The organism is Marinomonas flavescens (assembly GCF_004352835.1).
Taxonomy (GTDB): Bacteria; Pseudomonadota; Gammaproteobacteria; order Pseudomonadales; family Marinomonadaceae; genus Marinomonas; species Marinomonas flavescens.
Genome location: NZ_SJSB01000020.1, coordinates 32,239 through 57,704, shown reverse-complemented (window position 1 = coordinate 57,704; position 25,466 = coordinate 32,239). Strand labels below are relative to the sequence as shown.

Sequence of the window (25,466 nt, the reverse complement as noted above, 5' to 3'; positions counted from 1 at the left end):
CACGGTAAATCGTAGTTCTATGACAATTCAGGGTGAGTGCAATATTTGCCACTGATATTTCTTGCCCTAAAAGAGCGGAAATCTGGTATCTTTTGCCTTCGGTCAACTGCTGATAATTCATGTTGGTACTGCTTTATCTGTGGTAAGAAGAAGTGTATCAACTTCAGCAGTTGGCTTCTTCTACACCTGATTTGCAGTGTCGCACTTATTATCTGAATTTAGGCACAACTACTTTTAATTATTTTAAGAATAAATGTGCTATGAAGCATATGAATAAGTTCCTCTCATGAGATACTTGTTTTTTTGCTTATGAGTCATTAACTTGGTTTTTCTTATAGTAAACTCATCCAATAATATTGTCAGAAAGAGGAAGGAGATTTTTTAAGGTATGAACACATAGTCATTTCGTACAAATTTCCATGGCAAAAAGGATAGTCGTCAATAGGGCTATTATTGCCCCCATGATTTCGCTAAAAAAATATTTTTGATTAGATACCAGACTTAATGATGTTTTAGATTCAATGAGCATAGCGAATTAGAATATTGGACTAGATCCCTTAAATCCCCATTATTTAGGAAAGTAACATATCGAGGCTTAGTTAAAAATGCCGGTAAATTGGCGATATCATTTGTGCGGGGAATGTAGTTCTAGTATTGACTACTAGAATAGTTTTATTTTGTCGAGTTGGAACATGAATAGACTTGTTTTGCTAACGACTAGATATGCTTTAATAAGTTAAAATCGAAATAGTGAATTGTATTTCCATCTGATAGATTTTCTACTAGTTGGTTGTTTTAAGGGGAATATATTGATGTTTAAGCGTTTTATTTCAATTTTTTTGTCTGTATTTATTTTGTTTTCTTTATCTGAGGTCAGCTTTGCGGCTGATAACTCAACTGATCGTCAAACAACACCAATTGCAGAACAAGGTGCTGAGTTATTTGGCTTAAAAGTGAATAATCTGAGTAAGGAGAGTCTTGAAAAACGCCTTGCGACAATGGGGTTGCAGCCTTATCCATCTTATAAAAAGGATGTAGCGACGTACAGTTTGGGCCCTGATGGGATTCTGGGCGTCAAAGAGCTGAGCATTGCCTTTAATGATGACGACTACCTTATAAAAGCAACGATGTCAGGTGTGGTGAAAAGTAGTGAAAAGCGTCAGTCACTTGGGCGTTTACTGGTAAAAAAATACGGTACGCCTAATATTGGTTTTGTACGCAATGGTTATGGGCGGGCAAAATGGGTTTTTAAGGATGGAACCTATGTAGAGCTCCACAATACGACCTTTAATGTATTGGTTATCTACGTGGACCAGCAACCGAAGGTGCCTTCAGAGTCCGGACAAATTGACGTAGAAGCTTTGTACGAGAAAAATGAACAATCTAAACCTTAAATAAAGCACTCTCTAAAATATTGAAATAGTAGAAAAATGATAATACTGGATCTAAATGTACGTTTTGCTCACTTCATGCAACCTCACTTGCATGAAATATCTCTGGCGATAGTCGCAACTTGTCTCGTTATTTATGGGGATAAAGTTAATGGTTTCTTAAAACGAGCGATTTCTTCTTGGATGTTTGTTGCCCGGGTGATGGCCTTTATTTTGATGTGTACTTTTGGTTATGGCCTACTGACATTATGGAGTCAACCATTGGTGTATTGGCTAATTTCTCAGGTCGATTATCTTTATAGACCTCTTCTGGTTGTGAGTTGTTTTTGTTTATTAGGCGTTTTAGCAGAGCGAAAGCGTAATTTATAAAATAATTCATGAAACTTTCTCTCTTTTCTTGTTATCAAATTACGGAATTTTGCGATCATTTTTAATTTTGAAGGATCGGATTTGATGGTAATGTAGTAAACTTTCTAGCCTTCTTTTTTAATTTCGTTATTTCCATAACAAAAGCTACTAAATACCCGTTTTTAAAGGTTTTTTGTAGTCTTGTTTCAGTTTGTCTTCCTCTCAAAGTGTCTTTAAACTTGCCCCATATTGATGAAACAGCGTCTTTTTTCGGGGGCAAAAAATGACAAGCACTTGGCTACAAACTCTTTCGCAAGTTGAATCCATGATTCCTTTATTAGGAAAACTTGGTCGTGAAAAAGCAATAAAAGTTCAGCTTACAGGGCAAACCTTAATGGCTGATTCTGTTACTGGGCTGATGGCGCTTTTTGATAAGCATCCAGAATTGGATCTTGTACAGGTGTATCAGGTACTCGAAGAGATACTCAGTAGTGATGTAAGCCAAACGGTTGTTGAACTAGAAGATTTGCTTGCTGAAGCAGATGTTGCTTCATTGTTAGCGGCACAGCCAGATACCGGTGTTGAAACACCTGTCGTTCTATATGGCTTTGGTCGTATCGGTCGTTTGTTAGCTCGTCGTATGTGTATGTTGGGTAACACAACACCGGGTATGAAATTAGCCGCTATTGTTGTTCGTAAGGCGTGTGATAATGACTTGGCTAAGCGTGCAAGCTTGCTAAAATACGATACTGTTCATGGAACCTATGAAGGTTTAGTAAAAGTTGATGAAGAGCATCAAGCTTTAATTATCAATGGCTCTCCTGTGAAAGTGATTTACTCATCAGATCCTGCTTCTGTCGATTACCAAGCTTACGGCATCGATAATGCCTTACTTGTTGATAATACAGGTCGCTGGCGTGACCGTGATGGTTTAAGTGTACACTTGAATCGTCCAGGTATTGAGCGAGTAGTATTAACGGCACCAGGTAAAGAAATGAAAAATATTGTCTTTGGTGTCAATGATAGTGATGTTACTGCTGATGATCGTATTGTATCGGCGGCGTCTTGTACGACGAATGCAATCACTCCGATTTTATCAGTATTAGAAGACACATTTGGGATTGTGTCTGGTCATGTTGAAACCGTGCACGCTTACACCAATGACCAAAACTTAATTGATAATATCCATAAAGGTGATCGTCGTGGTCGTGCTGCGGGCATGAATATGGTGATGACTGAAACGGGGGCAGCAAAAGCTGTTTCTAAAGCGATCCCTTCTTTAGAAGGTAAATTGAGTGGCAGTGCGATTCGTGTCCCTGTGATCAATGTGTCTATCGCTGTATTGAGCTTAAATCTAAAAACAGCGTCATCTGTTGAAGAGATTAATGCCTTACTTAAATCTGCATCAGATAGTGCGGAACTGACGGGTCAAATTGGATACAGTGCAGAAGCTGATGCAGTAAGCTCCGATTTCATCGGCTCTCAGCAGGCTGGTATATTAGATTCATTATCGACAAAAGTGCGTGGTAACCAAGCGACATTGTATGTTTGGTACGACAACGAATACGGCTACAGCTGTCAAGTGGTTCGATTGATGGAAAAACTGGCACAAGCCAATTTATTGAGTGAGCAGTTACTTTCAGATCAAGCGGCGTAGTCGCTACTCATTAAGCTAGCATCTTAAAAGGCTAAGGGGTTAATTCTCCTTAGCCTTTTGCTTTATCCAATGAATGAAGTTGGCCGCTTGAGGATTGTTAAGAGTTCGTTTCGGGTAGGTGAGGTAATAGGCCTCGCCTAAAGGTAAGCGAATATCAGACAATGGAATGAGCTGCCCAGTTTCCAGCTCATGTTTTATCATCATATTTTGTCCTAACAACAAGCCTTTGCCTTTCACCGCCGCATCAATCGCCATACTGGAAAGATTGAAATGAGGCCCTCCTTGTGGGGCAACTCTGTCAATGCCAGCCACCTCGAACCAATCACTCCAGTCCGGCAAGTTATGGTTATGGTTTCCCCAATCTATATGGATCATTGGTAGCTCTAGTATGGACGACATGTCCGACCTGTCGTTAAGAGACTTCAGCAACAAAGGGCTTGCGACCAATGATACAGTGTCTGTGAAGAGCAGCTCCTTAGTGAGTCCTGAATAGTGTTTATTGCCAAAGCAAATACACATATCGGAAGCGGAGCGGTTAAAGTCGACAATAGCGTGGCTCGCTTCCACTCTTACCTCCACGTCTATATGAGACTCCATCCAGCTTAATGTATGAGGCATTAGCCATTTACTGGCAATAGATGGGAACGATGTAATGGTCAGGACATCTAGATTACTGAACTGTTTTATTTGCTGCTGACCTAAACGAATCTTTTCTAGCGCTTCATGGATGAATATTAAATAGCTCTGACCCACGCGAGTTAATGTTACGCCCATTTTGGAACGCTCAAATAAGGTAACTTCCAACAGTTGTTCTAGACTGCGTATTTGCTGGCTCACTGCTGCTGGCGTGACAAACAGCTTTTTTGCGGCGTCGGCAAAGGTGCCTGACTCTGCGGCGGCTTCGAATGCTAATAACGCACCTAATGGAGGGAGCTGGGAGGAGGGCATAAATAGTCAACCTTACTAGCGAATAATAGAAAGTATCTAAAGAGTTATTGTTAAGTACAGCTTAACGATATCCTTAAAATATATCGTTATTAATTAGGCTGTCCATAAATTATTCTTTTGTTAAACCCTAATTAATGAGAAGAGGAGCGCCTTGATGGAACTTAGTAAGATTATTCGGATGTCGGACTATCCTATTACGGATATGGCTTTTCACCAGCAATGTAAGCAGACATTAGATGCCCACGGCGCCTTGGTGTTGCCGAATTTTTTATCGCCAGCTGCGATTGCAAGCATTGTAGAAGAAGGTAGAGAGAAGCAATCTTTAGCGTATTTTTCTAAAGATGAGCACAATGTGTATTTGAAAGCGGCCGACCCAGCGTTTGCGTCAGATCATTCTCGAAATAAGTTTGTGCGTTCATCGAAAGGTTGTATCACGGATGACCAAATTTCAGCCGACTCGCCATTAAGAAGCCTTTATGATTCTGAACCGTTTCGAGTTTTTCTCGCAGCGGTACTGAACGAAGAGCAGCTTTATAATTACGCAGACCCTTTGTCTTCGATTAACTTGCATTATGCCAGTGAAGGCCAAGAACTTGGCTGGCATTTTGATGAATCCTCGTTCGCCATTACCTTGTTATTACAGAGCCCTGAACAAGGGGGAGATTTTGAATACATCGAAAATATGCGCGATGCAGATGCCGGCGAAATGAATTATCAAGGGGTTGCTGAAGTATTAGCAGGGCAGCGAGAAAGCAAAAAACTAAACGCAGATGCTGGGACATTAACCTTGTTCCGTGGGCGTAATGCAATACACAGAGTGACGCCAGTAGTCGGTGATACGACGCGTATGCTGGTGGTATTGGCTTACAACTCGAAGCCAAATGTTGAGCTATCAGAATCTGCGCGGATGACTTTTTACGGGCGCCTTTAAAGTGTTTGTGATCTTGCTCGAAAAGGTTTTTTTAAGTAAAAAAAACCGGACAAAGTCCGGCTTAAACAAAAGTAACTATCTACTGCCTGGCCATATTCTGTGGGAAATACGGCAAGACAGCACTCAAAGCATGCCTGTGGGGGCATGGATTGAGCAAGGAGTTAAATACAGTTAGGGCTGTATTTAAGGGTCATACTAGGTCGCTGTTCAACCTAAGAGATGACGCCATTTTAGTTTTTTGATGTGTATTTTCAAACGATATAAATTGGTTTATAGCATTAGCATGGCTAATGCTATAATCGTTTAGTATTGATAAAATGAACTTCTAGACATTCTACGTTTAATTCTAATAAGACTATGTTTTGTAAGGAAAAGCTTAGTGCTAAATTGAGTTCTTTGATGTTTAATTTTATTTAATGAATGTTTTTAAAAATATTTGCAGTAGCTGACGTGTCTTTAATACGAGATTATTATGAAAATTATTCCACTGTATGGATTAGAGACTTTTGCTATTGCTGCGCGCCATTTAAGTTTTACAAAAGCAGCGCAGGAATTAAGCCTGACTCAAGGAGCGGTAAGTCAGCAAATTCGACAATTAGAAGAGCGTTTAGGGCTAACGCTTTTTATTCGCCATCATCGCCGCTTGGAGCTTAGTGTGGCGGGCGCTCGGTTAGCGGTTCAGGTGAATCACAGCTTTACCGAGATCAGCACACTGATTAGTGATTTAAAAGAAGAGGAGTCGTCAAATATATTAACGATCTCAGTCATGCCGTCGTTTGCGACCAAGTGGTTAATTCCTCGACTGGGTAGTCTGCAGGAAAAATACCCTGATCTGCAGTTGCGGATTCAAGCCGACGATCGGGAAATGAATTTTCAACGAGATCGTATTGATGTCGCCATCATTCATAGTTATATGCTTGGCCGGAACAACGGTTATGTTGTACCGCTCATGAAGGATAAGGTATTTCCTGTCTGTAGCCCGGCATTTGCCAACGATAGAATGCTGCAATCACCCAATCAACTTGCGTCTGTTCCATTGCTCAATGATGACTCAGAATGGCGTTTTTCTAGCCCGTATGCAGAATGGGATAAATGGCTGCAGTTGGTGAAAGCACAAGGGGTTAAGCCTTCACGTGGTATCAGTTTTAACCGCGGTGATTTGGCTGTGCAGGCTGCAATTGCTGGTCAAGGCGTTGCGTTGGGAAGAACGCCATTAGTCATGGATGATATTCAGCAAGGGCGCTTAGTTCAGCCGTTTCCAGAATCATTGGACGAAGGGAACGCTTATTTATTTTCTTGTCCTGAAGTGCAGCGTCAGCGCGAGGCCGTTCAGCAATTGCTGGCTTGGTTAGTCGAAGAATGTTTCGCTTATTCATCGCTAGATTGCCTAACAACACCAGATGACCTTATTAAGCTAGGTATTACTCCAGAGTAGTTTTACCGACATCGCTAAGCACATAATAATGACCATGGGACGAATTAATTTGGTCCCTTTGGTGATCACGAGTCTAGAGCCAATTTGTGCCCCAAACCACTGGCCTAATGCCATGGCAATACCTAGCGCCCAAACGATATGCCCAGTGAAAGCAAACATTAAGAGTGAGGCGCCGTTGCTAGTCGCATTCAATATTTTAGTGTGAGCGGTAGCTGCTACTAAAGTGAACCCCATAAAGCATAAATAAGCAGTTGAAAAAAATGCCCCTGTACCCGGACCAATAAGACCGTCATAAAAACCAATACTTGTCCCAATTAACACTGCGAATTGCACGTGTGTCAGTGAGATTTTGCTAGCGATATATGGTTGTAATTTGGGCATAAAGAAAAAAAACAGAGCGACGGCAATTAAGATAATAGGCACAGCTTTGAGTAGTAATCGACTGTCCAAATAGGAAACAAGTAGCGTTCCTGTGATACTGCCTATCGCGGTCATTATAATGGGCAGCCACATCTCAGACAGTTTAACTTTTTTTGTTTTAATAAAGTGATAAGAAGAGGATAGGGTGCCTGCACAGCCTTGTAATTTATTGGTGGCCAATGCCTCTACGGGGGAAAGTCCAGCTGCCAAAAGAACAGGAACCGTAATTAACCCGCCTCCACCGGCAATAGAGTCAACGGTACCGGCCAAGAATGCTGCGGCAAATAGGGCAAGGTAAACCCATAATGAAACATCGAAAATCATAAAGTCCATGTTGGAGACAATTCCTAGTAAGCTACAGAAATGAGACGTTGGCAGGCTTGGTGTTTGTTACTTAGGAGTAGACCAAAAAAAGTCCACTTAGACAACATCTTAAGTGGACTTCGATGGTATTCAGTGAAGGTTAAGCTGCGTTTTCAAACCTTTCTTTAAGATAGCTTTCCAAAGAGGTTGTTTGCTCTGGTGTAAATTCAAGCCCCAACTTTGTTCTGCGCCATAGAATGTCTTCTGCAGTATGCGCCCACTCATGCTCAATCAAGTAGTCTACTTCTGCTTGATATAATTCACCGCCAAAGTGTTTGCCTAGCCCTTCCTGTGACGTAACCTTATTCAATAATGTATTGGTTAAGGTGCCATATGCCATGGTAAAGCGTCGTGCCATATGAGCTGTCAGGAACGGATATCTTTTCTGAATTTGCAAAGTAAAAGCATCAAGAGACATAGACAAGTCACCGCCTGGTAAGGCTTTTGAGTGTGTCCATGCTTCTCCCATAGAAGGGAAATAAGGCGCCAAGTGCTTCATAGCAGATAACGCTAATTTACGGTAAGTGGTTATTTTTCCACCAAAAATACTTAATAATGGCGCTTTATTATCCTCATCATCTAAGTGCAATGTGTAGTCACGAGTTACGGCAGAAGGGTCTGATGACTCATCTTCTAATAACGGACGAACACCTGAGTAACTCCAAACAATGTCTGCAGGGGTTAATTGCTTTTTAAAATGCTGATTGGCTACGCCAAGAATATATTGGGTTTCTTCTTCAGAGATTTTTACTTTGTCAGGGTCGCCATGATATTCCACATCCGTTGTGCCTATCAGTGTGTAATTTTCACGATAAGGGATGGCAAAGACAATGCGTTTATCTGTGTTTTGCATAATGAAAGCATTAGAGTGCTGATAAAGTCTCGGCACAACAATATGACTGCCCTTGATCATGCGAATACCGTAGGGCGGTTTTAGATCCATTTGTGTTTTGATAAAAGAAGATACCCAAGGTCCAGCGGCATTGACGAGTGCATTCGCTGTGATGTCTTGAGATTCTTTCGTCATTTGATCTTCAAGCGTAATGTGCCATTTTCCATTTACACGTTTGGCTGATGTGCAGCGCGTACGAGCATATATGTTGGCGCCATTTTGTTGGGCGCTCAAAGCATTGATCACGACTAATCTTGCATCATCTACCCAGCAATCTGAATACTCAAATCCTTTAGTAATGTCCTTTTTTAAAGGGCTGTCAGCGCCATATTTAACGCCTTTAGATCCGGCCAGCGTTTCCCTTTTACCTAGATTGTCATATAAAAATAAGCCAATGCGAATTAGCCAAGCAGGTCGTAGATGAGGTCGATGAGGCATTTGAAAGCGCAATGGGGTAACAAGGTGTGGCGCTATTTTTAATAGTACCTCACGCTCGGTGAGTGCTTCTCGAACCAAGCGGAATTCATAATGTTCAAGGTAGCGTAATCCACCATGAATCAACTTACTACTTGAGGAAGACGTCGCATGAGCAAGGTCGCCCATTTCACACAATCCAACATTTAAGCCGCGTCCTGCTGCATCGGCAGCGATGCCTGTTCCATTGATGCCGCCGCCGACGACAAATAAGTCAAAATGTGTTTGTGCCATGCCTTGCCTCATTAATTATTTCGGTTTTTACGTCTTCATTTTCGAAAACGAACATTAATGTTCGATATTAGACCCTGATATGCACGATGGCAAGTCGTTAATTAAGGTTTTTAAAAGGTATTGAGGCAAAAAATAAGCAAAGAGAAATAAAAGCAGCCGACTAGAGGTAAAGGCTGCTTTTATTATGGAGAAGTATTAGCTTTGTGAAGAGCACAGCTCTAGACGTACTTGGTGTTCTTTCATTAATTCAAGAATTGGTTTTGGTGGCTGCTCTTCGGTAAATAAGCGATCCACTTGGGTTATATTCCCCAATCTTACTACTGCATTTCGTCCAAATTTGGCGCTGTCAGCAGCCAAAAAAACATTACGTGAATTAACGATAATGCTTTGTGCAACACGAACTTCTTGATAATCATAGTCAAGCAATGAGCCGTCATTTGGGTCGATACCACTGATGCCGATAATGCCGTAATCGACTCGGAATTGACTAATGAAATCAATGGTCGCTTCACCCATAACGCCACCATCGCGAGAGCGGACGGTACCGCCAGCAATAATGACAGTGAAGTCTTCTTTGCCGCTAAGAATAGCCGCGACGTTTAAGTTGTTCGTGATGACCTGTAGACCTTGATGGTTTAGTAAGGCTCGTGCAACAGTTTCTGTTGTTGTGCCTATGTTGATAAACAATGAGGCATTATTAGGTATTTCGGCGGCGATTCTTTTAGCAATTTGTTCTTTGGCTGATAGTTGCAATATTTGTCGTGTAGCGTAGGCCACATTGGTTGTACTAGAGTCGTAACTTGCACCGCCATGGTGACGACGGATCTGTTCCGCTTCGGCAAGCGCATTGATGTCGCGGCGAATGGTTTGAGGCGTCACAGCAAATTTGTTGGCCAATTCATCAATCGTCACGTAGCCTTTTTCTTTAGTAATCGCGACTATTTTCTCTTGGCGAGTTTGTTGCCCCATCTTTATACATTCTCCTAAAAAAGTTTACTGCTTGCTAAAGAAGCCTAGATTGGTTTTTAATACGTCATATTCATATCTGAACATCAATGTTCAAAATGACAAAAATACAAGTTCACTGGTGTTGTTTTCGTTGCCAGGGGACTGAGACATAAAAGAGTACTCTCTATGAAAAAATATATTCTTGCAATCGATCAAGGAACTACAAGCTCTCGTGCCATTTTATTTGATGAATTAGGTCAACGAGTTGGGCAGTCTCAACAAGAATTTCCACAGCATTTTCCGCACGATGGTTGGGTGGAACATGATCCTGAAGATATATGGAGCTCCACGTTAAGTGTGTGCCAGTCTGTACTTAAGGATACAGGTATCGATGCCAAATCGGTAGCCAGTATTGGTATTACCAATCAGCGTGAAACCACGCTGCTTTGGGATATAGAAACAGGTGAGACGGTTTATAATGCCATTGTTTGGCAAGACCGGAGAACCAGTGAGTTTTGTCGCATGCTTCATGACCAAGGCTTAAGTGAAACAGTCCAAGATAAAACAGGCCTGCTTATAGACCCTTACTTTTCTGCGACTAAAATTCGTTGGGTATTGGACAATGTTGAAGGTGCTAAAGATAAGGCAAAAGCTGGAAAGTTAGCGTTTGGCACTGTTGATAGCTTTTTATTGTGGCGCTTAACCAAAGGGCAGTCTCATAAAACGGATGCGACTAATGCGGCACGTACCATGGCATTTAATATACATACTCAAGAGTGGGATCAGGAATTGATTCATTCTTTAGGTATTGAGGATGTCCTGTTACCAGAAGTGATGGATTGCAGCGCTGATTTTGGCGTTATTGACGAAGAATGGCTCGGTGCGAGTATTCCTGTTAATGGCATGGCTGGCGATCAGCAAGCTGCGCTAGTTGGGCAAGCATGCTTCAAACCTGGCATGGTGAAAAGCACTTATGGTACTGGCTGCTTTCTTATATTAAATACCGGTGATAAACCATTACGTTCAGAAAATAAGCTTTTAACAACAGTAGGTTATCGACTAAATGGTAAAGTAACTTATGCTTTAGAAGGCAGTATATTTGTTGCTGGAGCCGCTATTCAATGGTTGAGAGATGGGTTAAATCTGTTTAAAGACGCGAAAGAGACGCAAAGCTTGGCGAAACAAGCCCTTAATGGCGATTCTGTGTATTTAGTGCCTGCGTTTACTGGCTTAGGTGCACCTCATTGGGATCCGGATGCTAGAGGCGCGATGATAGGGCTAACGCGAGATACCAGCGTTGCGGATATCGTTAGTGCTGGATTGAGGTCTGTGTGTTATCAAACCAAAGATCTAGTCGGTGCTATGGCGCAGGATGGCGCGACGTTTCGCTCGTTGCGAGTAGATGGCGGCATGGTGATTAATGATGTCATGGTGCAATTCTTGAGCGATTTATTAGAAGTAGAGGTTGAACGTCCTAAAATTACGGAAACAACCGCATTAGGCGCCGCGTATTTGGCCGGATTGCATGTCGGTATTTATACCTCACTCGAGGCCATTACAGAATTATGGCAAGCGGAGAAACATTTTGAACCTAGTATGGAGAAAGGTACGGGTGAAAAATTGTATGCAGGATGGCAAGAAGCGGTGAATCGAGTTCGTACCCGACCTGAATAAGCCTGTAAGTGTATTGATGCTCTAAATGCTCTGGGTGACTAAGCCTAAACAATAAAGCCAAAATAAGAGGTGTCTTATTTTGGCTTTTCTATTGCTATGATTTATACCAAACATTTGACCTTAGCGTAGATAACGGTCTATTTCGGTGCAAATTATTCTGCGTCAGCGATTGCTCTAATGCCATATTCTTCATCAAGAATGCGACCAATCACATTATCACCCGCTAAATGATGGGCATATTGCATGTGTAGGCAACGTACTTGATCCCAGTTCCTAATGCCGCCAATGCCAAGCTCTTCGAACAATGGTTTAAAGCCTTTCTCTTCAAGGATGGCTTTGTGCTCGTCGTTCATTGCTGCCCAGCGGCGAGCAATGTAATCACGATGAGAGTTATGATGCGCTTCTCGCAATACTTCATCGTCTTTAATTCGTTGCTCTAGTTCTTTTACAACACCTTGGCTTTCGATTTTAGCCAACGCTTTATCAATCGCTTTACTCGATAACCAATACAATGTCGGGAAGGGTTGATTAAACACCCATGTTTCCATTTCGAGAACTTGAGGGATTTGATTTGGAGAGTAATGAGCAATGGCACTGATACCACTAGGCGTACGGCCAAGTTGGGTGGTGATAATATCAATATCACGTTGAGAAAGAGGTTGGGTCATAGCGGTCTTTTAAATAATGAATGCAGGAAAAGAGGCGGCGAATTTCTGAATCCATTCAGCAGCGGCCTCATTATAGTTAAGGCGGCGGCCTTGTGTTTTTGCTTGACGTCGATAATGTTCTATTTGAGAAAGCTGTTCAACCATACGAACACAGTAACATTCGTCTTTGATTGGGAATTCAATTGCAATTCGGTATTCACCTACTTCATTACAGCACGAGACGACGCGTCCAGTGACACAAAAATTAGGATCAATTTCTTGAAGGGTAATACGCACTGAGCGCCCACGTTCGAGATGTTGGGCGGCAAGGTAGGTAATTCCGACGAACCCATCCCTTTCTTCCATTAAAGTCGGAAAGGCTTGATCCTCTATGAGAGTTATCTCTAAAGGAAGTTCTTTCGGATGTGCAACAAATTCCATCGCAACGAGCCAGTTAATTCAAGTATTAAAGTTATCGGCCACAAGGGCAGAGTGTTTAAAAAAGAATGCGAATTGTACGCTTTTCGTTCGGGCTGTACAGACGAATTTTAAGATGTCAAAACAGACTTTCATAACCTCAGCTTATAAGAAAGGTATCTCTCTTGAGACGCTATTTATGAGTAATTCATTTTCACTGCTTTTGTCACTAAAAACACCTTTTAAATCATATGTTTCTGTTAATTATGTCGTGAACTGGGTGTAAATGTCGTTATCGGTCAATATGTCGTTTTGCAGTGTATGTACTAGTTTCCCTAGTTCTAAAAGCGCATTTAGGTTTTTTTGATCCCAAATAACAGCATAATTCAGTCTAAAGTGATGAGAAAACTGATTAGAAAGACCGAAGGCTAGACCTGGTAGTAAACCGATTTGCTCAGTTAGTGCTTCTTGATGAAGCTGCATAGCATTAATGGTTTCAGGGAGAGTCACCCAAAGCAAGAAACCACCACATGGGTTGGAAACTTCTGTGCCCTCAGGAAACGTTTCAAGAACGAGGGCTCGACAGCGAGCTAAATTAGCTTGGTAGGCTTGTCGTGTTTTTCGTAGATGACGATCGTAAGCGCCGTGTTCTAAAAAGTTGGCGATGGCAATTTGAGTGATAGTAGGAATGGCAAGAGACTGAACATAAGCATAATGCTCTATCTCATTACGAAACCTTCCGCCCACAATCCAGCCGATTCTAAACCCCGGCGCTATGCTTTTTGAAAAGGAGCTGCAATAAACAACACGGCCTTCTTGGTCGTCAGCTTTTAATGCTTTTTCACGTTTGTCTTGATAGCTCAATTCTCCATAAACATCATCTTCAATCAAAATAATGTCATGCTTGTTAGCAATTTCTAGCAGTGTTCTTCTGGCTTCACTGGAGAGTGTTGCTCCGGTTGGATTTTGGTTGTTTGGGGTCACAATGCAGGCTTTGATGTCCCATTGTCGAGCGGCTTGTTCAAGCAGTGTCAAATCTATCCCATGCTGTTCTGAGCAGGGGATTTCTATTGCTTTAAGATGGAGTACTTCAATGGCTTGTAATACGCCATGATAGGCAGGGCTTTCTATGGCAATAGTGTCGCCTGGTCGTGTGATTGCTTGAAGAGCCAGCATGATGGCATTTTGGCACCCGAGTGTGATGGTGATGTCATCGGGCTGAAGGCGACATCCTGTATCAAGCATTCGGATGGCGATTTGTCGGCGTAAGTTTAATGAGCCAGGTGTAAATTCATAGCTTGCACAAATCTCTGGCTCTGTGCGCATCAAGCGCCCAACGGAGCGCTGTAGTTGTTTAAGTGGTAAAAAGTCACTTTGTGGAATGGCTGCGCCAAATGGCGCGATGTTTGCATCTTGAGATGCATGTAATAGCCGGTTTAGTAGCAGGTGTATATGGCCATCGTATTTTTTTGGGGATATTTGCGTTGCTTCCGTCGTAGGCTGATTGGTTTGAACAAAATAGCCTTTCTGCGGACGCGCTTTAATGATGCCTTTGTCTTCTAATACGCTATAAGCTTGCATAACAGTAGCAATGCTGACGTTGAATTGTTTACTAGACTTTCTGACGGAAGGGATGCGTGTATTGGGCAGAAAAGTACCTTCGGTAATGTGTTTTTCTATTTGTTCTGCCACTTTTTCGTAAAGAAGGTGATCCATAATGATAGGCAACGTCGGTTAGCTATTGTGACCTGAATTTAACAGATCCTTTTGTGGAAGGAAATTAACGTTCGATTTCTAGCAGATGTTTGTTTTTAGTGTCACAGCACAAAAAAGATAATAATTCGCTTGGTATAATCTGTCTAATAGGTCAGTTTTCTGCCAATATGTAGTCTGTTTTTAGTATGAAGTACACTCAATTTTTAGAGGTTGGTTATGTCATTATCTGTTATCCAGAGGATCCTGTTGGGCTTTGGCGTTCTATTGTTACTATTGTTGGTGATTGCCGCTTCAGGTTTTACAGGGATTAACCAAGTAGAGAAGAATCTGGATGAAATAACGGGTCATGTGGCGAAAATCACGGCCTCCAGCAATGAATTAAGCCATGACTTATCATTAGCTAATTCAACGGTTCTACAGTATTTGTTAAGCAAATCACCGTCAGCATTAAGTGGCTTAAAAAAATCCTTCGAGGAGCAACAAACGGCTCTCAATACCTTGTCAGATACGCTGCAAAAACAGGTGAGTAATGACACGGAAATGTCTGGGCTTTTGCAAGACGTGAATAATGAGGTTCAGCTTTTTTATAAGTATACAAAAGTAGCGTTTGCGAACCATCAACTGATGCTTACAACACAAGCAAAAATCCCAGATGAGAAGTTTGATCTTAAGGATGACTTGTCTTATACCATTGATGACCTTAAGGCCATAGAAGAGGGCGATGGATCACAACAATCTAAATTTGCGGCTGCTTATATACGCAGTCGTTTAGAAAGTCTTCAGGTATCGATTGATGATTATTTTGATACTAGAAGTCTAAAAGATCTGAAAAATATGATTGAAACCATGTCAAAAGTGTTTGTCGGACTTGATGATAAATTAAGTTATTTAAATAACGGAGATATTAAAGAGTCTATCGATACGGTAAGTCATGAAATTCAAGGTAAAGACAGCGTGATTAGTCATTTCTATGATTACATGCGCTTAAGCCAAGAATCAGAAGTATTGGCTAAACAGCTATCAGGTAGTATGAACAAAGTAGATGCGTTGTCTGAAAAGCTACTTGTTAGCACAACCGCGATGCGTAACCAAGCAGAGCTAGATGCTAAAGAAACATCATCGTTTTCTACTATTATGATAGGTACTGTTTTACTCATCTCTATCATTATTGCTGTTTTAATTGCTATCTGGGTGAGCCGTAGTATTCGTACTCCCTTGAATGAAGTAATGAATGTGCTGGGTAAAATATCGGAAGGTGACTTCACACAACGCAGTAATGTGAAAACGAAAGATGAGTTTGGCGACTTATCCCGCTGGGTTAATAACCTAGTAGCAAAGCTTCAAAAGGTCATGGTGGAAATAGATAAAGCTTCTAATAACGTCTCAGAATCGGCACAAAATAACGTTCGCTTGTCTGGTGAAACGAAAATTTTGATGCGCTCACAAAACGATCAAACATCCAATGTGGCAACTGCAATGACCGAAATGGCGGCAACAGTTCATGAGGTTGCGAAAAACTCAGAAATCACATTAAGCCAAATTCAACATGTGGATCAGCGAGCAAGTGAAAGCCGCGAACAAATGAGCCGTAATGTAAAAGAGGTTGAGCGTCTTGTTGAGCAGCTTGAGCTATCCACAGAAGTGGTAAATCAACTCGATGAATATTCGCAAAATATTGGTCGCATTTTGGTGGTGATCCAAGAAATTGCTGAACAAACTAATTTGTTAGCCCTAAATGCCGCCATTGAAGCCGCTCGAGCGGGAGAACATGGTCGTGGTTTTGCAGTTGTTGCGGATGAGGTCCGAACCCTTGCTACACGAACACATAGCTCAACAGAAGAGATTCAAAGTGTTATTAATCAGCTGCAACAAGGGGTGAAAAAGACAGTTTCAAGTATGAAAGAGAGTCGTGATAGCGCCTATTCTAGTGTTGAAGATACTCGAGCTGTCGGCCTTGCGATCAATGAACTACAAAGCGGTATGACAGAAATTCGTGACTTAAGTACTCAGATCGCCACGGCCGCAGAACAGCAATCGCTGGTGGCTCAAGATATCAGTAAAAGTGTTCATGAAATCTCTGATATGTCTGACCAAGCAACACGCAGTGCCGATCAAAGTGAAAAGGACAGTGAGGGACTTTCTGATTTGGCAACGTATCAAAAGCAGCTACTGGCACAATTTAAAATTATTTAATGAATGAATATTTAAAATATAGACTCCTGACTTTAAGTGTTTTTCATGTAATATATCGCCATTATTACTTTGTGGAGAAAATATATGGCTGTTCAAGTTGGGGATATGTTGCCTAATGGTCAGTTTCAGGTCATGGGTGTAGAAGGCCCTGAAAGTGTTGACGTGACTGAATTTTTCTCAGGAAAGCGAGTGCTTATGTTTGCTTTGCATGGTGCGTTTACACCGACTTGCAGCGCGAGCCATCTACCTGGATATATTGTTCATTACGATGCGTTTAAAGAAAAAGGTATCGACGAACTAATGTGTTTATCTGTGAATGATGTTTTCGTTATGAAAGCATGGAGTGATGCTAACAATGCCGAAAACCTTGTGATGGCAGCTGATGGTTTAGCCGAATTTACCTGCTCTCTTGGTTTAGAATTAGATCTATCAGCAGCAAAGATGGGTGTTCGCAGTCGTCGTTATGCGATGCTAATTGACCATGGAATAGTACAGAAACTTTGGCTTGATGAGCCAGGTGAATACAAAGTCAGTTCAGCTGAATATGTATTGACACAAATCTAGAACATAATGTTGAAGTAATCGTAAAAGCCGCTATTTGAAGCGGCTTTTTTGTTTTTAGTTCAAATCATTTGTTGTCAAAATTATAGCGACGATGCAAACTCGAAAATTATTGAACCTGCACCATACAAGAGAGTAGTATCGTTTTTATACTTTATTCTCCTGATTCCCTTATTAGGTAGAGCTTTTTAGTAGTTTATCCACGGTTTCTGAGACATGCTCTGCGCCAGCTAAAACCTCATTGATGATGTCGGCTGCTTGGCTGATTAATTGTGCACTGTCGCTCGAATAGTCCCGAATGCTGCTCATGCTATTTTTTACTTTGCGGGTAAGTTCGCTGTTTTGTGCCAACACACGTTCGCTGATGTCAGAGGCTAATTCCTACATTACAGCTAAGTAGTATAAAAAAATTTTAGTGTGATTGATGCTGGTTTTTTGTTTAGAAAGGTGACTTGAAAAAGTGATATTGATTAGGAAATGATAAAATACCGACTTTTTAGAAATCCCGGTTACTTATCATTACAAAACAAGATGTGCTTCTAGGTCTATGTCACGTTGCATAGGGTCGCTAGATAATCTAATCATTAAATAAGCCCTATTTTGATCGAACTGCTCATAGGGTGCGGTTTAGGAATAAAATAGTTTCACTCATTTCTTAAGGGATACCATGTCGATATTGTCTTTGATTAAACCACTTCCATACCATTTTCAACGACAAGGTTTTCTTGATTTTCATGGTCGCGATAGTGAATCTATTGCAGAGCGATGCAGTGGAAACATTATTGAGAAAGGACTTTTTTGGCAGGATGAAGCTGCGGTTATTTCTTTTAATTTCAATCAAATAGGTCAGGTACTTATTTTATTAGATATACCAAGAGAAGTGACAGACGCTGATAAAATAGCTTTGTCCGAATTAGCGGATCATATGCTGGGTTTAGATCAAGATGTTGATACTTTCGAAGCGCAATGTATTACACAAAACTCGCCTATGTCATCGTTAGTGAAGCAACAAATGGGATTGCGTATTCCACAGAGCGCTTCACCTTTTGAAGCCTTTAGTTGGGCTATTATTGGTCAGCAGATTAGTGTCAAGGCTGCTATTTCAATACGTCGGCGATTCATTCAAGCCTTTGGAGCGCAACACTCAAGTGGGTTAATGTGTTATCCAACGGCTAAATCATTGAGCCAGGTTGTCCCTGAGGATTTACAAGCAACAGGTTTTTCTAAAGCGAAAGCCGCTGCGCTTTTGCTTTTGTCTGAGCATCTCCGTCAAGGAAAGTTGATTTGGCCTTCTCAACCTGATCGACCAGCAATCGAGTCATTGACAGAGCAATTGCTTGCCTTGAAAGGCATTGGTCCCTGGACGGTTAGTTATGGCTTGTTGCGCGGCTTTAGTTGGCTTGATGGTTCGTTACACGGGGATGTGGCTGTGCGCCGCAATCTATCCACTTTACTTAAGTCGTCAGTGCTGTTAGATGCCAAGGCAACGGAGCAATGGTTAGCCGATTATTCACCTTGGAGGGCGCTAGTTGGCGCTCACCTGTGGGCCATGGATTCAGAGATAAGTTATTGATCTATCATGCGCTGAAACATAGGCTCAAACTGGCTAATATTCTGTTGCACATAATCAATAAAAGAGCGCATGGTTGGGGTTGGATGTTGGCCTTGAGGGCTGACTAGACACCAAGATCGTCGCAATGGAAAATCTTTGATAGGCAGTTCGACTAAACTGCCTAGTTTTAACTCGGAAATAATGGCTAAACGCGGTAAAACAGCAACGCCTAACCCCGCCAGCACGGCATGCTTAATGGCATCATTTGAACCAAGAACCATTTTATTCTGAAAGCGCACTCGCTGTTTTTGGCAATGTAGTTCGAGTGTTAAGCGACTACCAGAACCTACTTCTCTAAGCAGCAATGTTTGCTCTAAAAACATCGATAATGTGACCTCTTCCTCTTGTAGTAGAGGGTGGCCTTTAGGCGCCACAGCAATCAACTTATTACCTAAAAAAGGTATGCTCAGCATAGGTTTATCGTTTGGCACCATGCCCATAATCGTTAACTCATCGCGATTTTTTTCTAATCGTTCAATGGCTTTTTCTCGATTGACCACCTCCAGCGAGATAGTGACGTCAGGGTTTAGATCTGAATAAGCGCGAAGTAAATATGGCACTATGTATTGAGCCGCGGAAACGGCAACTAACTTTAGCTCTCCTGATATCAATCCTGTCTCGGCGGCAAGGTCATTTTGAAATCGTTGAACTTCATTGAAAACAGAAAAAGTACATTCTGCTAAGCGTTTCGCGATGGCCGTGCTGTAAAGCTGACGGCCGACGTATTCGAACAAAGGTTGACCGATGGTTTGCTCTAATTGGCGGATTTGATTGCTTACCGCGGGCTGACTTAATCCGAGCATGTCACCAGCACGACTGTAGCTGCTTAGCTCATAGACGCTTTTGAATACTTGTAGCTGCCTAAAGGTTAACCGATTGGCTATATTTTGGACGGGTGATGACATTTCTTCTCTCATTTTCTGTTTATCTATCACGTATACCTTATAGATAACCTTTGAAATATCAATTTTTACTTTTGTCTTTCTTTGCGTAGGCTAAATGAACACCAAGTTAAGGAGTGACCCATGTTGAAGAAAGTGTTGATCGCTAACCGTGGTGAAATCGCGGTTCGTATAATACGTGCATGTTCAGAGTCCGATATTCGTTCTGTTGCCATTTTTACCGAGCCGGACCGTTATGCATTGCACGTTAAGCGTGCGGATGAATCCTATTCATTAGGCGACGACCCTATCGCTGGTTATTTGGATCCCTTACGCATTGTAAATTTAGCATTAGAAACCGGCTGTGATGCGATTCATCCTGGCTATGGCTTTTTATCAGAAAATGCAAATTTTGCCGCACTATGTGAGCAAAAAGGTATCGTGTTTATTGGGCCAAAATCCACTGTAATCAATAAAATGGGTGATAAAACCCAAGCACGAGATAGCATGCGTGCGGCGGGGGTGCCTGTTACTCCTGGCTCGGAAGGAAATTTAAAAGATCTTGATGAGGCTTTATCTTTAGCGGATAAGTTTGGTTATCCCATCATGATTAAAGCCACTTCAGGTGGCGGCGGGCGTGGAATACGTCGTTGTGATACACCAGAAGAGTTGGTTAGTCAGTATCCTCGCGTTATTTCTGAGGCGACTAAGGCTTTTGGTTCTGCAGAAGTATTTCTTGAGAAGTGTATCGTCGACCCTTGCCACATCGAAGTACAAATTTTGGCAGATTCTCAAGGCAATGTGATTCACCTTTATGAGCGTGATTGTTCGATTCAACGCCGTAATCAGAAATTGATTGAGATTGCACCTAGCCCGCAATTAACACCAGAGCAGCGCCAATACATTGGTAATCTTGCCGTTACCGCAGCCCAAGCAGTGGGTTACGAAAATGCGGGGACTGTTGAGTTCTTGTTGTCTGGCAATGAAATCTACTTCATGGAAATGAACACGCGTGTTCAAGTAGAGCACACGATTACTGAGCAAATTACAGGCGTAGATATTGTACGCGAGCAATTGCGTGTTGCTTCTGGTTTGCCATTAAGTTTTCGCCAAGAAGATATCAGCTATACCGGGTACGCGATGCAGTTTCGGATCAACGCCGAAGACCCTAAAAATGATTTTATGCCAAGTTTTGGACGTATTACTCATTATTATGCGCCAGGTGGTCCAGGTGTTCGAGTTGATACAGCTATTTATACAGGTTATGAAATACCACCTTACTTCGACTCCATGTGTTTGAAGTTGGTTGTATGGGCACTAACTTGGGATGAAATGTTAGCTCGTGGTCGCCGGGCGATCGATGATATGCGTTTGCACGGTATCAAAACAACAGCCAACTATTACCAAGAAATTCTCAAACACCCTGATTTTATCAAAGGTGAGTTCAATACGGGCTTTGTACCAGCCCATCCAGAGCTATTAAATTATTCCGTAAAACGTAACCCAAGCGATATTGCGCTTGTATTAGCGGCGGCTATTGCCGCACACGTTGGTCGATAATCCGCAGGAGGAAGTAACATGAGTCAAGTTAACAAAAGAAAAGTCGAAATCACGGACGTTACTCTGCGTGATGCACATCAGTCTCTTATTGCGACACGTATGCGCACAGAAGATATGCTGCCTATTTGTGAGAAATTAGATCAAGTCGGTTTTTGGTCCCTAGAAGTATGGGGCGGCGCTACTTTTGATGCCTGTGTTCGATTCTTAAAAGAAGATCCATGGGAGCGTTTACGTCAACTTAAAGAAGCGCTACCGAATACTCGTCTACAAATGCTATTGCGCGGTCAAAATTTATTGGGTTACCGTCATTATGCTGATGATGTTGTGGAAGCCTTTGTACAAAAAGCAGCGGATAACGGAATCGACGTATTCCGTGTGTTTGATGCATTGAATGATTTGCGTAATATTGAAACAGCGATGAAAGCGGTTAAAAAAGCCGGTAAACATGCTCAAGGTACGATCTGTTATACCACTAGCCCTGTTCATACCGCTCAATTGTTTGTTGAACAAGCGAAAGCGATGCAAGCGATGGGTGCAGACTCTATTGCGATTAAAGACATGGCTGGTTTGCTAACGCCTTACGCGACATATGATTTGGTCAAAGCCATCAAAGAAGCGGTGGATTTACCGCTTGTTGTTCATAGCCACTCAACTTCTGGTCTAGCGCCATTGTGTCAGTTAAAAGCAATTGAAGCGGGCGCTGATCGTATTGATACCGCGATTTCTTCTTTTGCGGGCGGCACTAGCCATCCAGCGACAGAGTCTCAAGTTGCGGCCTTGAAAGATACGGACTATGACACCGGCTTAAATCTGGCTCTATTGTCTGAAATTGCTGACTATTTCCGTGATGTACGTAAAAAATACCATCAGTTTGAAAGTGAGTTTACTCGTGAAGATGTGTCGGTACAGATCAATCAAGTACCGGGCGGCATGATGTCTAACTTGGCAAATCAGCTGAAAGAGCAAAATGCCCTAGACAAAATTCGTGATGTATTTGACGAAATTCCTCGTGTCCGTGAAGACCTAGGCTTTCCTCCATTAGTAACACCGACATCGCAAATCGTAGGTACTCAAGCTGTCTATAATGTTTTAGCTGGTCAGCGCTACAAGACGATTACTAATGAAGTAAAACGCTATTTATTGGGTGGTTACGGTCAACCACCAGCGGCTGTGAATGCTGATGTACAGAAAAAAGCAGTAGGCAATGAGCACGTTAATGAAGGTCGCCCTGCAGACTCATTAACTCCTGAGCTAGCTAAGTTGCGTAAAGACATTGGTGAGTTGGCTAAGTCAGAAGAAGATGTACTAACGTTTGCTATGTTTCCAGAGCTAGGACGTGAATTTTTGCAGCAACGTGCTGATGGAACGTTACAACCAGAAGTATTACTACCGCCTGAACAAGCGGGCAATGCGACTGCGGCTGCTGGTCTGGCGACTGAATTTAAAATTGATGTACATGGCGAAGTCTATGACGTTGCTATCACAGGTGTGGGTGACTTTGGTGCCGGTAAGCGCAAACTTTACCTGTCCCTTGATGGCATGCCTGAAGAAGTCGTATTTGAATCATTGAATGAATACGTTTCTGAAGGTGGTAGTGGTCGTTCTAAAGCCACTGAGCCAGGTCATGTTAGTGCTGCTATGCCGGGCAATATCATCGATGTATTGGTAGCCGAAGGTGACACAGTGAAAGCAGGGCAAGCAGTACTCGTAACGGAAGCCATGAAAATGGAAACCGAAGTACATGCTAATATCGCAGGCACAGTGAAAACGGTTAGCGTTAAGAAAGGTGATCGTGTCACGCCAGGTGAAATGTTGATTGAAATTGTGTGATCTATTTCAGGATTAACGCTTTTTTATCACGTTATAAAATGAGTTTTCAGTCTAAATAGACTCAAAAAAGGTCGCTTCCTTTGTTAGGAAAGCGACCTTTTTACTGTGAAAATACGGGTTATCAATCACGGACTATCAATCGCGGGCTATCAATCACGGGTTATCAATAACTGAATTATGCGTCGAACATTTCGGTACTCACATCAGCCTGTTGTGCCGGATTGTAACGAGAACCAAAGACGTTATTTTGGTTAATTATGTCATCCAGCAGCATCATTTTTTTGCTATCCAAGGTAAGTTGTCCCGCATGAAGGTTATCTCGCATATGAGAGATCGAGCGAGTACCAGGAATCGGCACAATATGTTCGCCTTTCATGCGGGTCCATGCCAAGGCCAATTGCGCTGGCGTACAGCCGATGTCTTTTGCCATAGCGAGAAAATCCTGCAACAAGTCTATGTTTTTAGGATAGTTTTCCACACTAAAGCGCGGCATTTTTTTGCGGATGTCGGTGTCTTCTAGTGTCGTAACATCGGTCAGTTCACCACACAAATAACCACGAGCGACCGGGCTAAAGGCTACAAAAGTAATGTCGAGGGTTTTCGTTGTCTCCAATACAGCAATTTCTGGATTGCGAGTCCAAAGAGAGTATTCGGTCTGTAATGCAGTAAGCGGAGATTCTTTATGAGCACGTTCGACTACCTCAGCAGACACTTCAGACAAGCCGATGCCACCAATTTTACCTTCTTTAACCAGATCACCGAGCGCACCCACGCTTTCTTCAATCGGCACATCTGGGTCCATGCGATGCAAATAATACAAATCGATATGATCCGTTTGTAAGCGCTTTAGGCTATTTTCACATTGGCGACGTAGGTTTTCAGGGCGACCATTGATGATGCGTTTACCATCGACCATTTCCATGCCACATTTGCTGGCAAGAAAGAACTCGTCGCGACGATCTTTTAATGCGTTGCCAACCAGCATCTCGTTTTTGCCAGCGCCGTATAATGTCGCTGTATCAAAGTGGCGATAACCCATTTCAAACGCCGCTTGCAGTGCTTCAATACCCGCGTCTTCTGTCAGCGGTGCGCCATAAGCATGGGAAAGATTCATACAGCCTAAGCCAATCGTTGGGTTGCTTAGGTGGGGATGTTTAGGCATAGGTACCTCGTTGTTTTAGCCGTTTTAATCACAGTCGTACTGCTTGATTAGCAACAGGACGAGGGATTATTTTGATGGGGTATTTTGCGCTTAGAATGATGATTGAGCAAAATTATCATGGTGTACATGACCATCTTGTCGCCATAAAACGCAAATAGGGAGCCGTAGCCCCCTATATCGTATAAGTGATTTACTTAGTCTTCCAAGCATTGCTCAAGGCGATACAATGTTTCCATTGATTCGATAGCTTGAGTAACGCAAGAGTTAGGATCGCGACCTTCTCGGATGGCGGTGATAAATTCTCGATCTTGCAGCTCAATACCGTTGTTAGAGACAGCGACATCAGATAAGTCAATCTTGTTGTCGTTGCCATCATAAAGGTCATCATAACGAGCAAGATAGGTGCCGTTGTCACAAATATAACGGAAGAAGGTACCAAATGGACCATCATTATTAAATGACAGAGACAGGGTGCAAATGGCCCCTGTAGGCACTTTCATACCAATGCTCATGTCCATTGCAATGCCAAGTTCCGGGTGAATAGGGCCTTGCAGTGCTTGTACTTTACTGGCGGTTTCGCCGGTTTGATATTGGAACAAGTCAACCGTGTGGCAAGCGTGGTGCCAGAGTAGGTGGTCTGTCCAAGAGCGGGTTTGGCCTAATGCATTTTTGTTCGAACGGCGGAAGAAGTAGGTCTGTACATCCATTTGTTGAACCGTGAGTTCACCGGCTTCAATTTTGTTGTGAATCCATTGGTGAGACGGATTGAAACGACGAGTATGACCTGCCATGGCAACTAGCCCGGTTTCTTTCTTAACGGCAACCACACGGCGCGCGTCTTCAATGCTGTCTGCCATTGGAATTTCAGACATGACGTGTTTACCAGCTTCTAAGCACAGGATAGTTTGGGCGGCATGAAGTTGTGTTGGAGTGGCTAAAATTACAGCATCTACATCGTCACGCGCTAGGCTTTCAGCCAAGTCTGTTGTGTAGTGTGGAATGCCACGTTCTGCGGCGAATGCTTTAATCGCATCTATTTTGGTGCCAACAACGGAAACCACCTCGGCGCCTTCAATAGCGGCAATAGCATCCATGTGTTTCATGCCAAAAGCACCGGATGCTCCAGCGATACAAATTTTCATTAGTCTACTCCTGAGCGTGCGAGTGTAGGG

Annotated in this window: 23 protein-coding genes; 11 read left to right on the top strand and 12 right to left on the bottom strand. The window is 42.4% G+C overall.

The annotated features are described in order from the left end of the window. The coding region (locus tag E0D70_RS15815) for a helix-turn-helix domain-containing protein (RefSeq protein ID WP_165942912.1) at positions 1–121 on the bottom strand (121 nt) is incomplete at its 3' end. A gap of 691 nt (positions 122–812) precedes the next feature. On the opposite strand from E0D70_RS15815, the gene E0D70_RS15810 reads away from it, so the two are divergent. The 3 genes from E0D70_RS15810 to E0D70_RS15800 all read left to right on the top strand — a co-directional run bounded on the left by E0D70_RS15810 (position 813) and on the right by E0D70_RS15800 (position 3,396). Further along, positions 813–1,394 (top strand): uridine kinase, encoded by a 582-nt coding sequence (locus tag E0D70_RS15810; protein ID WP_133013249.1) that lies wholly within the window; start codon positions 813–815, stop codon positions 1,392–1,394. 36 nt (positions 1,395–1,430) lie between these two features. Continuing rightward, a complete protein-coding gene (locus E0D70_RS15805; RefSeq protein WP_133013248.1) occupies positions 1,431–1,760 on the top strand; it encodes a DUF3392 domain-containing protein in 330 nt (109 codons plus the stop codon). Positions 1,761–2,022: 262 nt separating this feature from the next. After that, positions 2,023–3,396 carry a glyceraldehyde-3-phosphate dehydrogenase gene (locus E0D70_RS15800; protein ID WP_133013247.1) on the top strand — a complete coding sequence of 458 codons (1,374 nt, stop codon included), beginning with the start codon at positions 2,023–2,025 and terminating at the stop codon, positions 3,394–3,396. 39 nt (positions 3,397–3,435) lie between these two features. Here the strand turns inward: E0D70_RS15800 and E0D70_RS15795 are convergent, their stop codons facing one another. Next, a complete protein-coding gene (locus E0D70_RS15795) occupies positions 3,436–4,344 on the bottom strand; it encodes a LysR substrate-binding domain-containing protein (protein WP_133013246.1) in 909 nt (302 codons plus the stop codon). A 154-nt stretch (positions 4,345–4,498) separates the two neighbouring features. Here E0D70_RS15795 and E0D70_RS15790 point away from each other — a divergent pair, with 154 nt between their 5' ends. Beyond that, positions 4,499–5,275 carry a HalD/BesD family halogenase gene (locus E0D70_RS15790; protein ID WP_207923285.1) on the top strand — a complete coding sequence of 259 codons (777 nt, stop codon included), beginning with the start codon at positions 4,499–4,501 and terminating at the stop codon, positions 5,273–5,275. A gap of 472 nt (positions 5,276–5,747) precedes the next feature. Further along, on the top strand, positions 5,748–6,710 hold the full coding sequence (gene gcvA, locus E0D70_RS15785; protein ID WP_133013244.1) for a transcriptional regulator GcvA: 963 nt from the start codon (positions 5,748–5,750) through the stop codon (positions 6,708–6,710). On the opposite strand, the gene E0D70_RS15780 is transcribed toward gcvA, so the two are convergent. From E0D70_RS15780 to E0D70_RS15770, 3 genes are all read right to left on the bottom strand, one after another. After that, positions 6,690–7,463 carry a TSUP family transporter gene (locus E0D70_RS15780; RefSeq protein ID WP_133013243.1) on the bottom strand — a complete coding sequence of 258 codons (774 nt, stop codon included), beginning with the start codon at positions 7,461–7,463 and terminating at the stop codon, positions 6,690–6,692. The two genes, gcvA and E0D70_RS15780, sit on opposite strands and share 21 nt — an antisense overlap. Before the next feature lie 130 nt (positions 7,464–7,593). After that, entirely contained in the window at positions 7,594–9,093 is a 1,500-nt protein-coding gene (glpD, locus tag E0D70_RS15775) for a glycerol-3-phosphate dehydrogenase (RefSeq protein WP_133013242.1), read from the bottom strand. Between the two features lie 195 nt (positions 9,094–9,288). Further along, positions 9,289–10,062, bottom strand: coding sequence for a DeoR/GlpR family transcriptional regulator (locus E0D70_RS15770; protein WP_133013241.1), 774 nt, complete (start codon positions 10,060–10,062; stop codon positions 9,289–9,291). Between the two features lie 165 nt (positions 10,063–10,227). Here E0D70_RS15770 and glpK point away from each other — a divergent pair, with 165 nt between their 5' ends. Then, on the top strand, positions 10,228–11,715 hold the full coding sequence (gene glpK / locus E0D70_RS15765; protein ID WP_133013240.1) for a glycerol kinase GlpK: 1,488 nt from the start codon (positions 10,228–10,230) through the stop codon (positions 11,713–11,715). Positions 11,716–11,867: 152 nt separating this feature from the next. Here the strand turns inward: glpK and E0D70_RS15760 are convergent, their stop codons facing one another. The 3 genes from E0D70_RS15760 to E0D70_RS15750 all read right to left on the bottom strand — a co-directional run bounded on the left by E0D70_RS15760 (position 11,868) and on the right by E0D70_RS15750 (position 14,495). Then, positions 11,868–12,383: a DUF501 domain-containing protein gene (locus E0D70_RS15760; protein WP_133013239.1), complete on the bottom strand. Its 516-nt coding sequence runs from the start codon at positions 12,381–12,383 to the stop codon at positions 11,868–11,870. A 9-nt stretch (positions 12,384–12,392) separates the two neighbouring features. Beyond that, entirely contained in the window at positions 12,393–12,803 is a 411-nt protein-coding gene (locus tag E0D70_RS15755; RefSeq protein ID WP_133013238.1) for an energy transducer TonB, read from the bottom strand. Positions 12,804–13,043: 240 nt separating this feature from the next. Then, complete coding sequence (locus tag E0D70_RS15750; RefSeq protein WP_133013237.1) at positions 13,044–14,495, bottom strand: aminotransferase-like domain-containing protein; 1,452 nt, start codon at positions 14,493–14,495, stop codon at positions 13,044–13,046. Positions 14,496–14,711: 216 nt separating this feature from the next. Here E0D70_RS15750 and E0D70_RS15745 point away from each other — a divergent pair, with 216 nt between their 5' ends. Both E0D70_RS15745 and E0D70_RS15740 read left to right on the top strand, forming a co-directional pair. Next, the gene (locus E0D70_RS15745) at positions 14,712–16,688 is read left to right on the top strand and encodes a methyl-accepting chemotaxis protein (protein WP_133013236.1); all 1,977 of its coding nucleotides are present in this window, start codon (positions 14,712–14,714) and stop codon (positions 16,686–16,688) included. An 84-nt stretch (positions 16,689–16,772) separates the two neighbouring features. Then, positions 16,773–17,252 carry a peroxiredoxin gene (locus E0D70_RS15740; RefSeq protein ID WP_133013235.1) on the top strand — a complete coding sequence of 160 codons (480 nt, stop codon included), beginning with the start codon at positions 16,773–16,775 and terminating at the stop codon, positions 17,250–17,252. A gap of 171 nt (positions 17,253–17,423) precedes the next feature. Here the strand turns inward: E0D70_RS15740 and E0D70_RS17745 are convergent, their stop codons facing one another. Beyond that, positions 17,424–17,558, bottom strand: coding sequence for a hypothetical protein (locus tag E0D70_RS17745; RefSeq protein ID WP_276312863.1), 135 nt, complete (start codon positions 17,556–17,558; stop codon positions 17,424–17,426). Positions 17,559–17,916: 358 nt separating this feature from the next. On the opposite strand from E0D70_RS17745, the gene E0D70_RS15735 reads away from it, so the two are divergent. Continuing rightward, positions 17,917–18,822 (top strand): DNA-3-methyladenine glycosylase 2, encoded by a 906-nt coding sequence (locus tag E0D70_RS15735; protein WP_133013234.1) that lies wholly within the window; start codon positions 17,917–17,919, stop codon positions 18,820–18,822. Here E0D70_RS15735 and E0D70_RS15730 read toward each other — a convergent pair. Next, a complete protein-coding gene (locus tag E0D70_RS15730; RefSeq protein WP_133013233.1) occupies positions 18,816–19,766 on the bottom strand; it encodes a LysR family transcriptional regulator in 951 nt (316 codons plus the stop codon). The two genes, E0D70_RS15735 and E0D70_RS15730, sit on opposite strands and share 7 nt — an antisense overlap. Positions 19,767–19,886: 120 nt before the next feature. Between E0D70_RS15730 and E0D70_RS15725 the strand changes: the two genes are divergently transcribed. After that, positions 19,887–21,302, top strand: a complete 1,416-nt coding sequence (locus tag E0D70_RS15725) for an acetyl-CoA carboxylase biotin carboxylase subunit (protein WP_133013232.1) — start codon at positions 19,887–19,889, stop codon at positions 21,300–21,302. Between the two features lie 18 nt (positions 21,303–21,320). After that, complete coding sequence (oadA, locus tag E0D70_RS15720) at positions 21,321–23,132, top strand: sodium-extruding oxaloacetate decarboxylase subunit alpha (protein WP_133013231.1); 1,812 nt, start codon at positions 21,321–21,323, stop codon at positions 23,130–23,132. A 175-nt stretch (positions 23,133–23,307) separates the two neighbouring features. On the opposite strand, the gene E0D70_RS15715 is transcribed toward oadA, so the two are convergent. Both E0D70_RS15715 and E0D70_RS15710 read right to left on the bottom strand, forming a co-directional pair. After that, positions 23,308–24,294 carry an aldo/keto reductase gene (locus E0D70_RS15715; protein WP_133013230.1) on the bottom strand — a complete coding sequence of 329 codons (987 nt, stop codon included), beginning with the start codon at positions 24,292–24,294 and terminating at the stop codon, positions 23,308–23,310. 194 nt (positions 24,295–24,488) lie between these two features. Continuing rightward, positions 24,489–25,436 carry a Gfo/Idh/MocA family oxidoreductase gene (locus tag E0D70_RS15710; RefSeq protein WP_133013229.1) on the bottom strand — a complete coding sequence of 316 codons (948 nt, stop codon included), beginning with the start codon at positions 25,434–25,436 and terminating at the stop codon, positions 24,489–24,491. Positions 25,437–25,466: the final 30 nt, after the last annotated feature.

Bases quoted from the DNA above. Each gene is read 5' to 3' on its own strand.
- oadA (WP_133013231.1), top strand. From the start codon at position 21,321: ATGAGTCAAGTTAACAAAAGAAAAGTCGAAATCACGGACGTTACTCTG.
- E0D70_RS15760 (WP_133013239.1), bottom strand. From the start codon at position 12,383: ATGACCCAACCTCTTTCTCAACGTGATATTGATATTATCACCACCCAA.
- E0D70_RS15725 (WP_133013232.1), top strand. From the start codon at position 19,887: ATGTTGAAGAAAGTGTTGATCGCTAACCGTGGTGAAATCGCGGTTCGT.
- E0D70_RS15810 (WP_133013249.1), top strand. From the start codon at position 813: ATGTTTAAGCGTTTTATTTCAATTTTTTTGTCTGTATTTATTTTGTTT.
- glpD (WP_133013242.1), bottom strand. From the start codon at position 9,093: ATGGCACAAACACATTTTGACTTATTTGTCGTCGGCGGCGGCATCAAT.
- E0D70_RS15710 (WP_133013229.1), bottom strand. From the start codon at position 25,436: ATGAAAATTTGTATCGCTGGAGCATCCGGTGCTTTTGGCATGAAACAC.
- E0D70_RS15770 (WP_133013241.1), bottom strand. From the start codon at position 10,062: ATGGGGCAACAAACTCGCCAAGAGAAAATAGTCGCGATTACTAAAGAA.
- E0D70_RS15805 (WP_133013248.1), top strand. From the start codon at position 1,431: ATGATAATACTGGATCTAAATGTACGTTTTGCTCACTTCATGCAACCT.
- glpK (WP_133013240.1), top strand. From the start codon at position 10,228: ATGAAAAAATATATTCTTGCAATCGATCAAGGAACTACAAGCTCTCGT.
- E0D70_RS15790 (WP_207923285.1), top strand. From the start codon at position 4,499: ATGGAACTTAGTAAGATTATTCGGATGTCGGACTATCCTATTACGGAT.
- E0D70_RS15800 (WP_133013247.1), top strand. From the start codon at position 2,023: ATGACAAGCACTTGGCTACAAACTCTTTCGCAAGTTGAATCCATGATT.
- E0D70_RS17745 (WP_276312863.1), bottom strand. From the start codon at position 17,558: ATGAGCAGCATTCGGGACTATTCGAGCGACAGTGCACAATTAATCAGC.
- E0D70_RS15735 (WP_133013234.1), top strand. From the start codon at position 17,917: ATGTCGATATTGTCTTTGATTAAACCACTTCCATACCATTTTCAACGA.
- E0D70_RS15745 (WP_133013236.1), top strand. From the start codon at position 14,712: ATGTCATTATCTGTTATCCAGAGGATCCTGTTGGGCTTTGGCGTTCTA.
- E0D70_RS15795 (WP_133013246.1), bottom strand. From the start codon at position 4,344: ATGCCCTCCTCCCAGCTCCCTCCATTAGGTGCGTTATTAGCATTCGAA.
- E0D70_RS15755 (WP_133013238.1), bottom strand. From the start codon at position 12,803: ATGGAATTTGTTGCACATCCGAAAGAACTTCCTTTAGAGATAACTCTC.
- E0D70_RS15730 (WP_133013233.1), bottom strand. From the start codon at position 19,766: ATGTCATCACCCGTCCAAAATATAGCCAATCGGTTAACCTTTAGGCAG.
- gcvA (WP_133013244.1), top strand. From the start codon at position 5,748: ATGAAAATTATTCCACTGTATGGATTAGAGACTTTTGCTATTGCTGCG.
- E0D70_RS15750 (WP_133013237.1), bottom strand. From the start codon at position 14,495: ATGGATCACCTTCTTTACGAAAAAGTGGCAGAACAAATAGAAAAACAC.
- E0D70_RS15740 (WP_133013235.1), top strand. From the start codon at position 16,773: ATGGCTGTTCAAGTTGGGGATATGTTGCCTAATGGTCAGTTTCAGGTC.
- E0D70_RS15780 (WP_133013243.1), bottom strand. From the start codon at position 7,463: ATGGACTTTATGATTTTCGATGTTTCATTATGGGTTTACCTTGCCCTA.
- E0D70_RS15715 (WP_133013230.1), bottom strand. From the start codon at position 24,294: ATGCCTAAACATCCCCACCTAAGCAACCCAACGATTGGCTTAGGCTGT.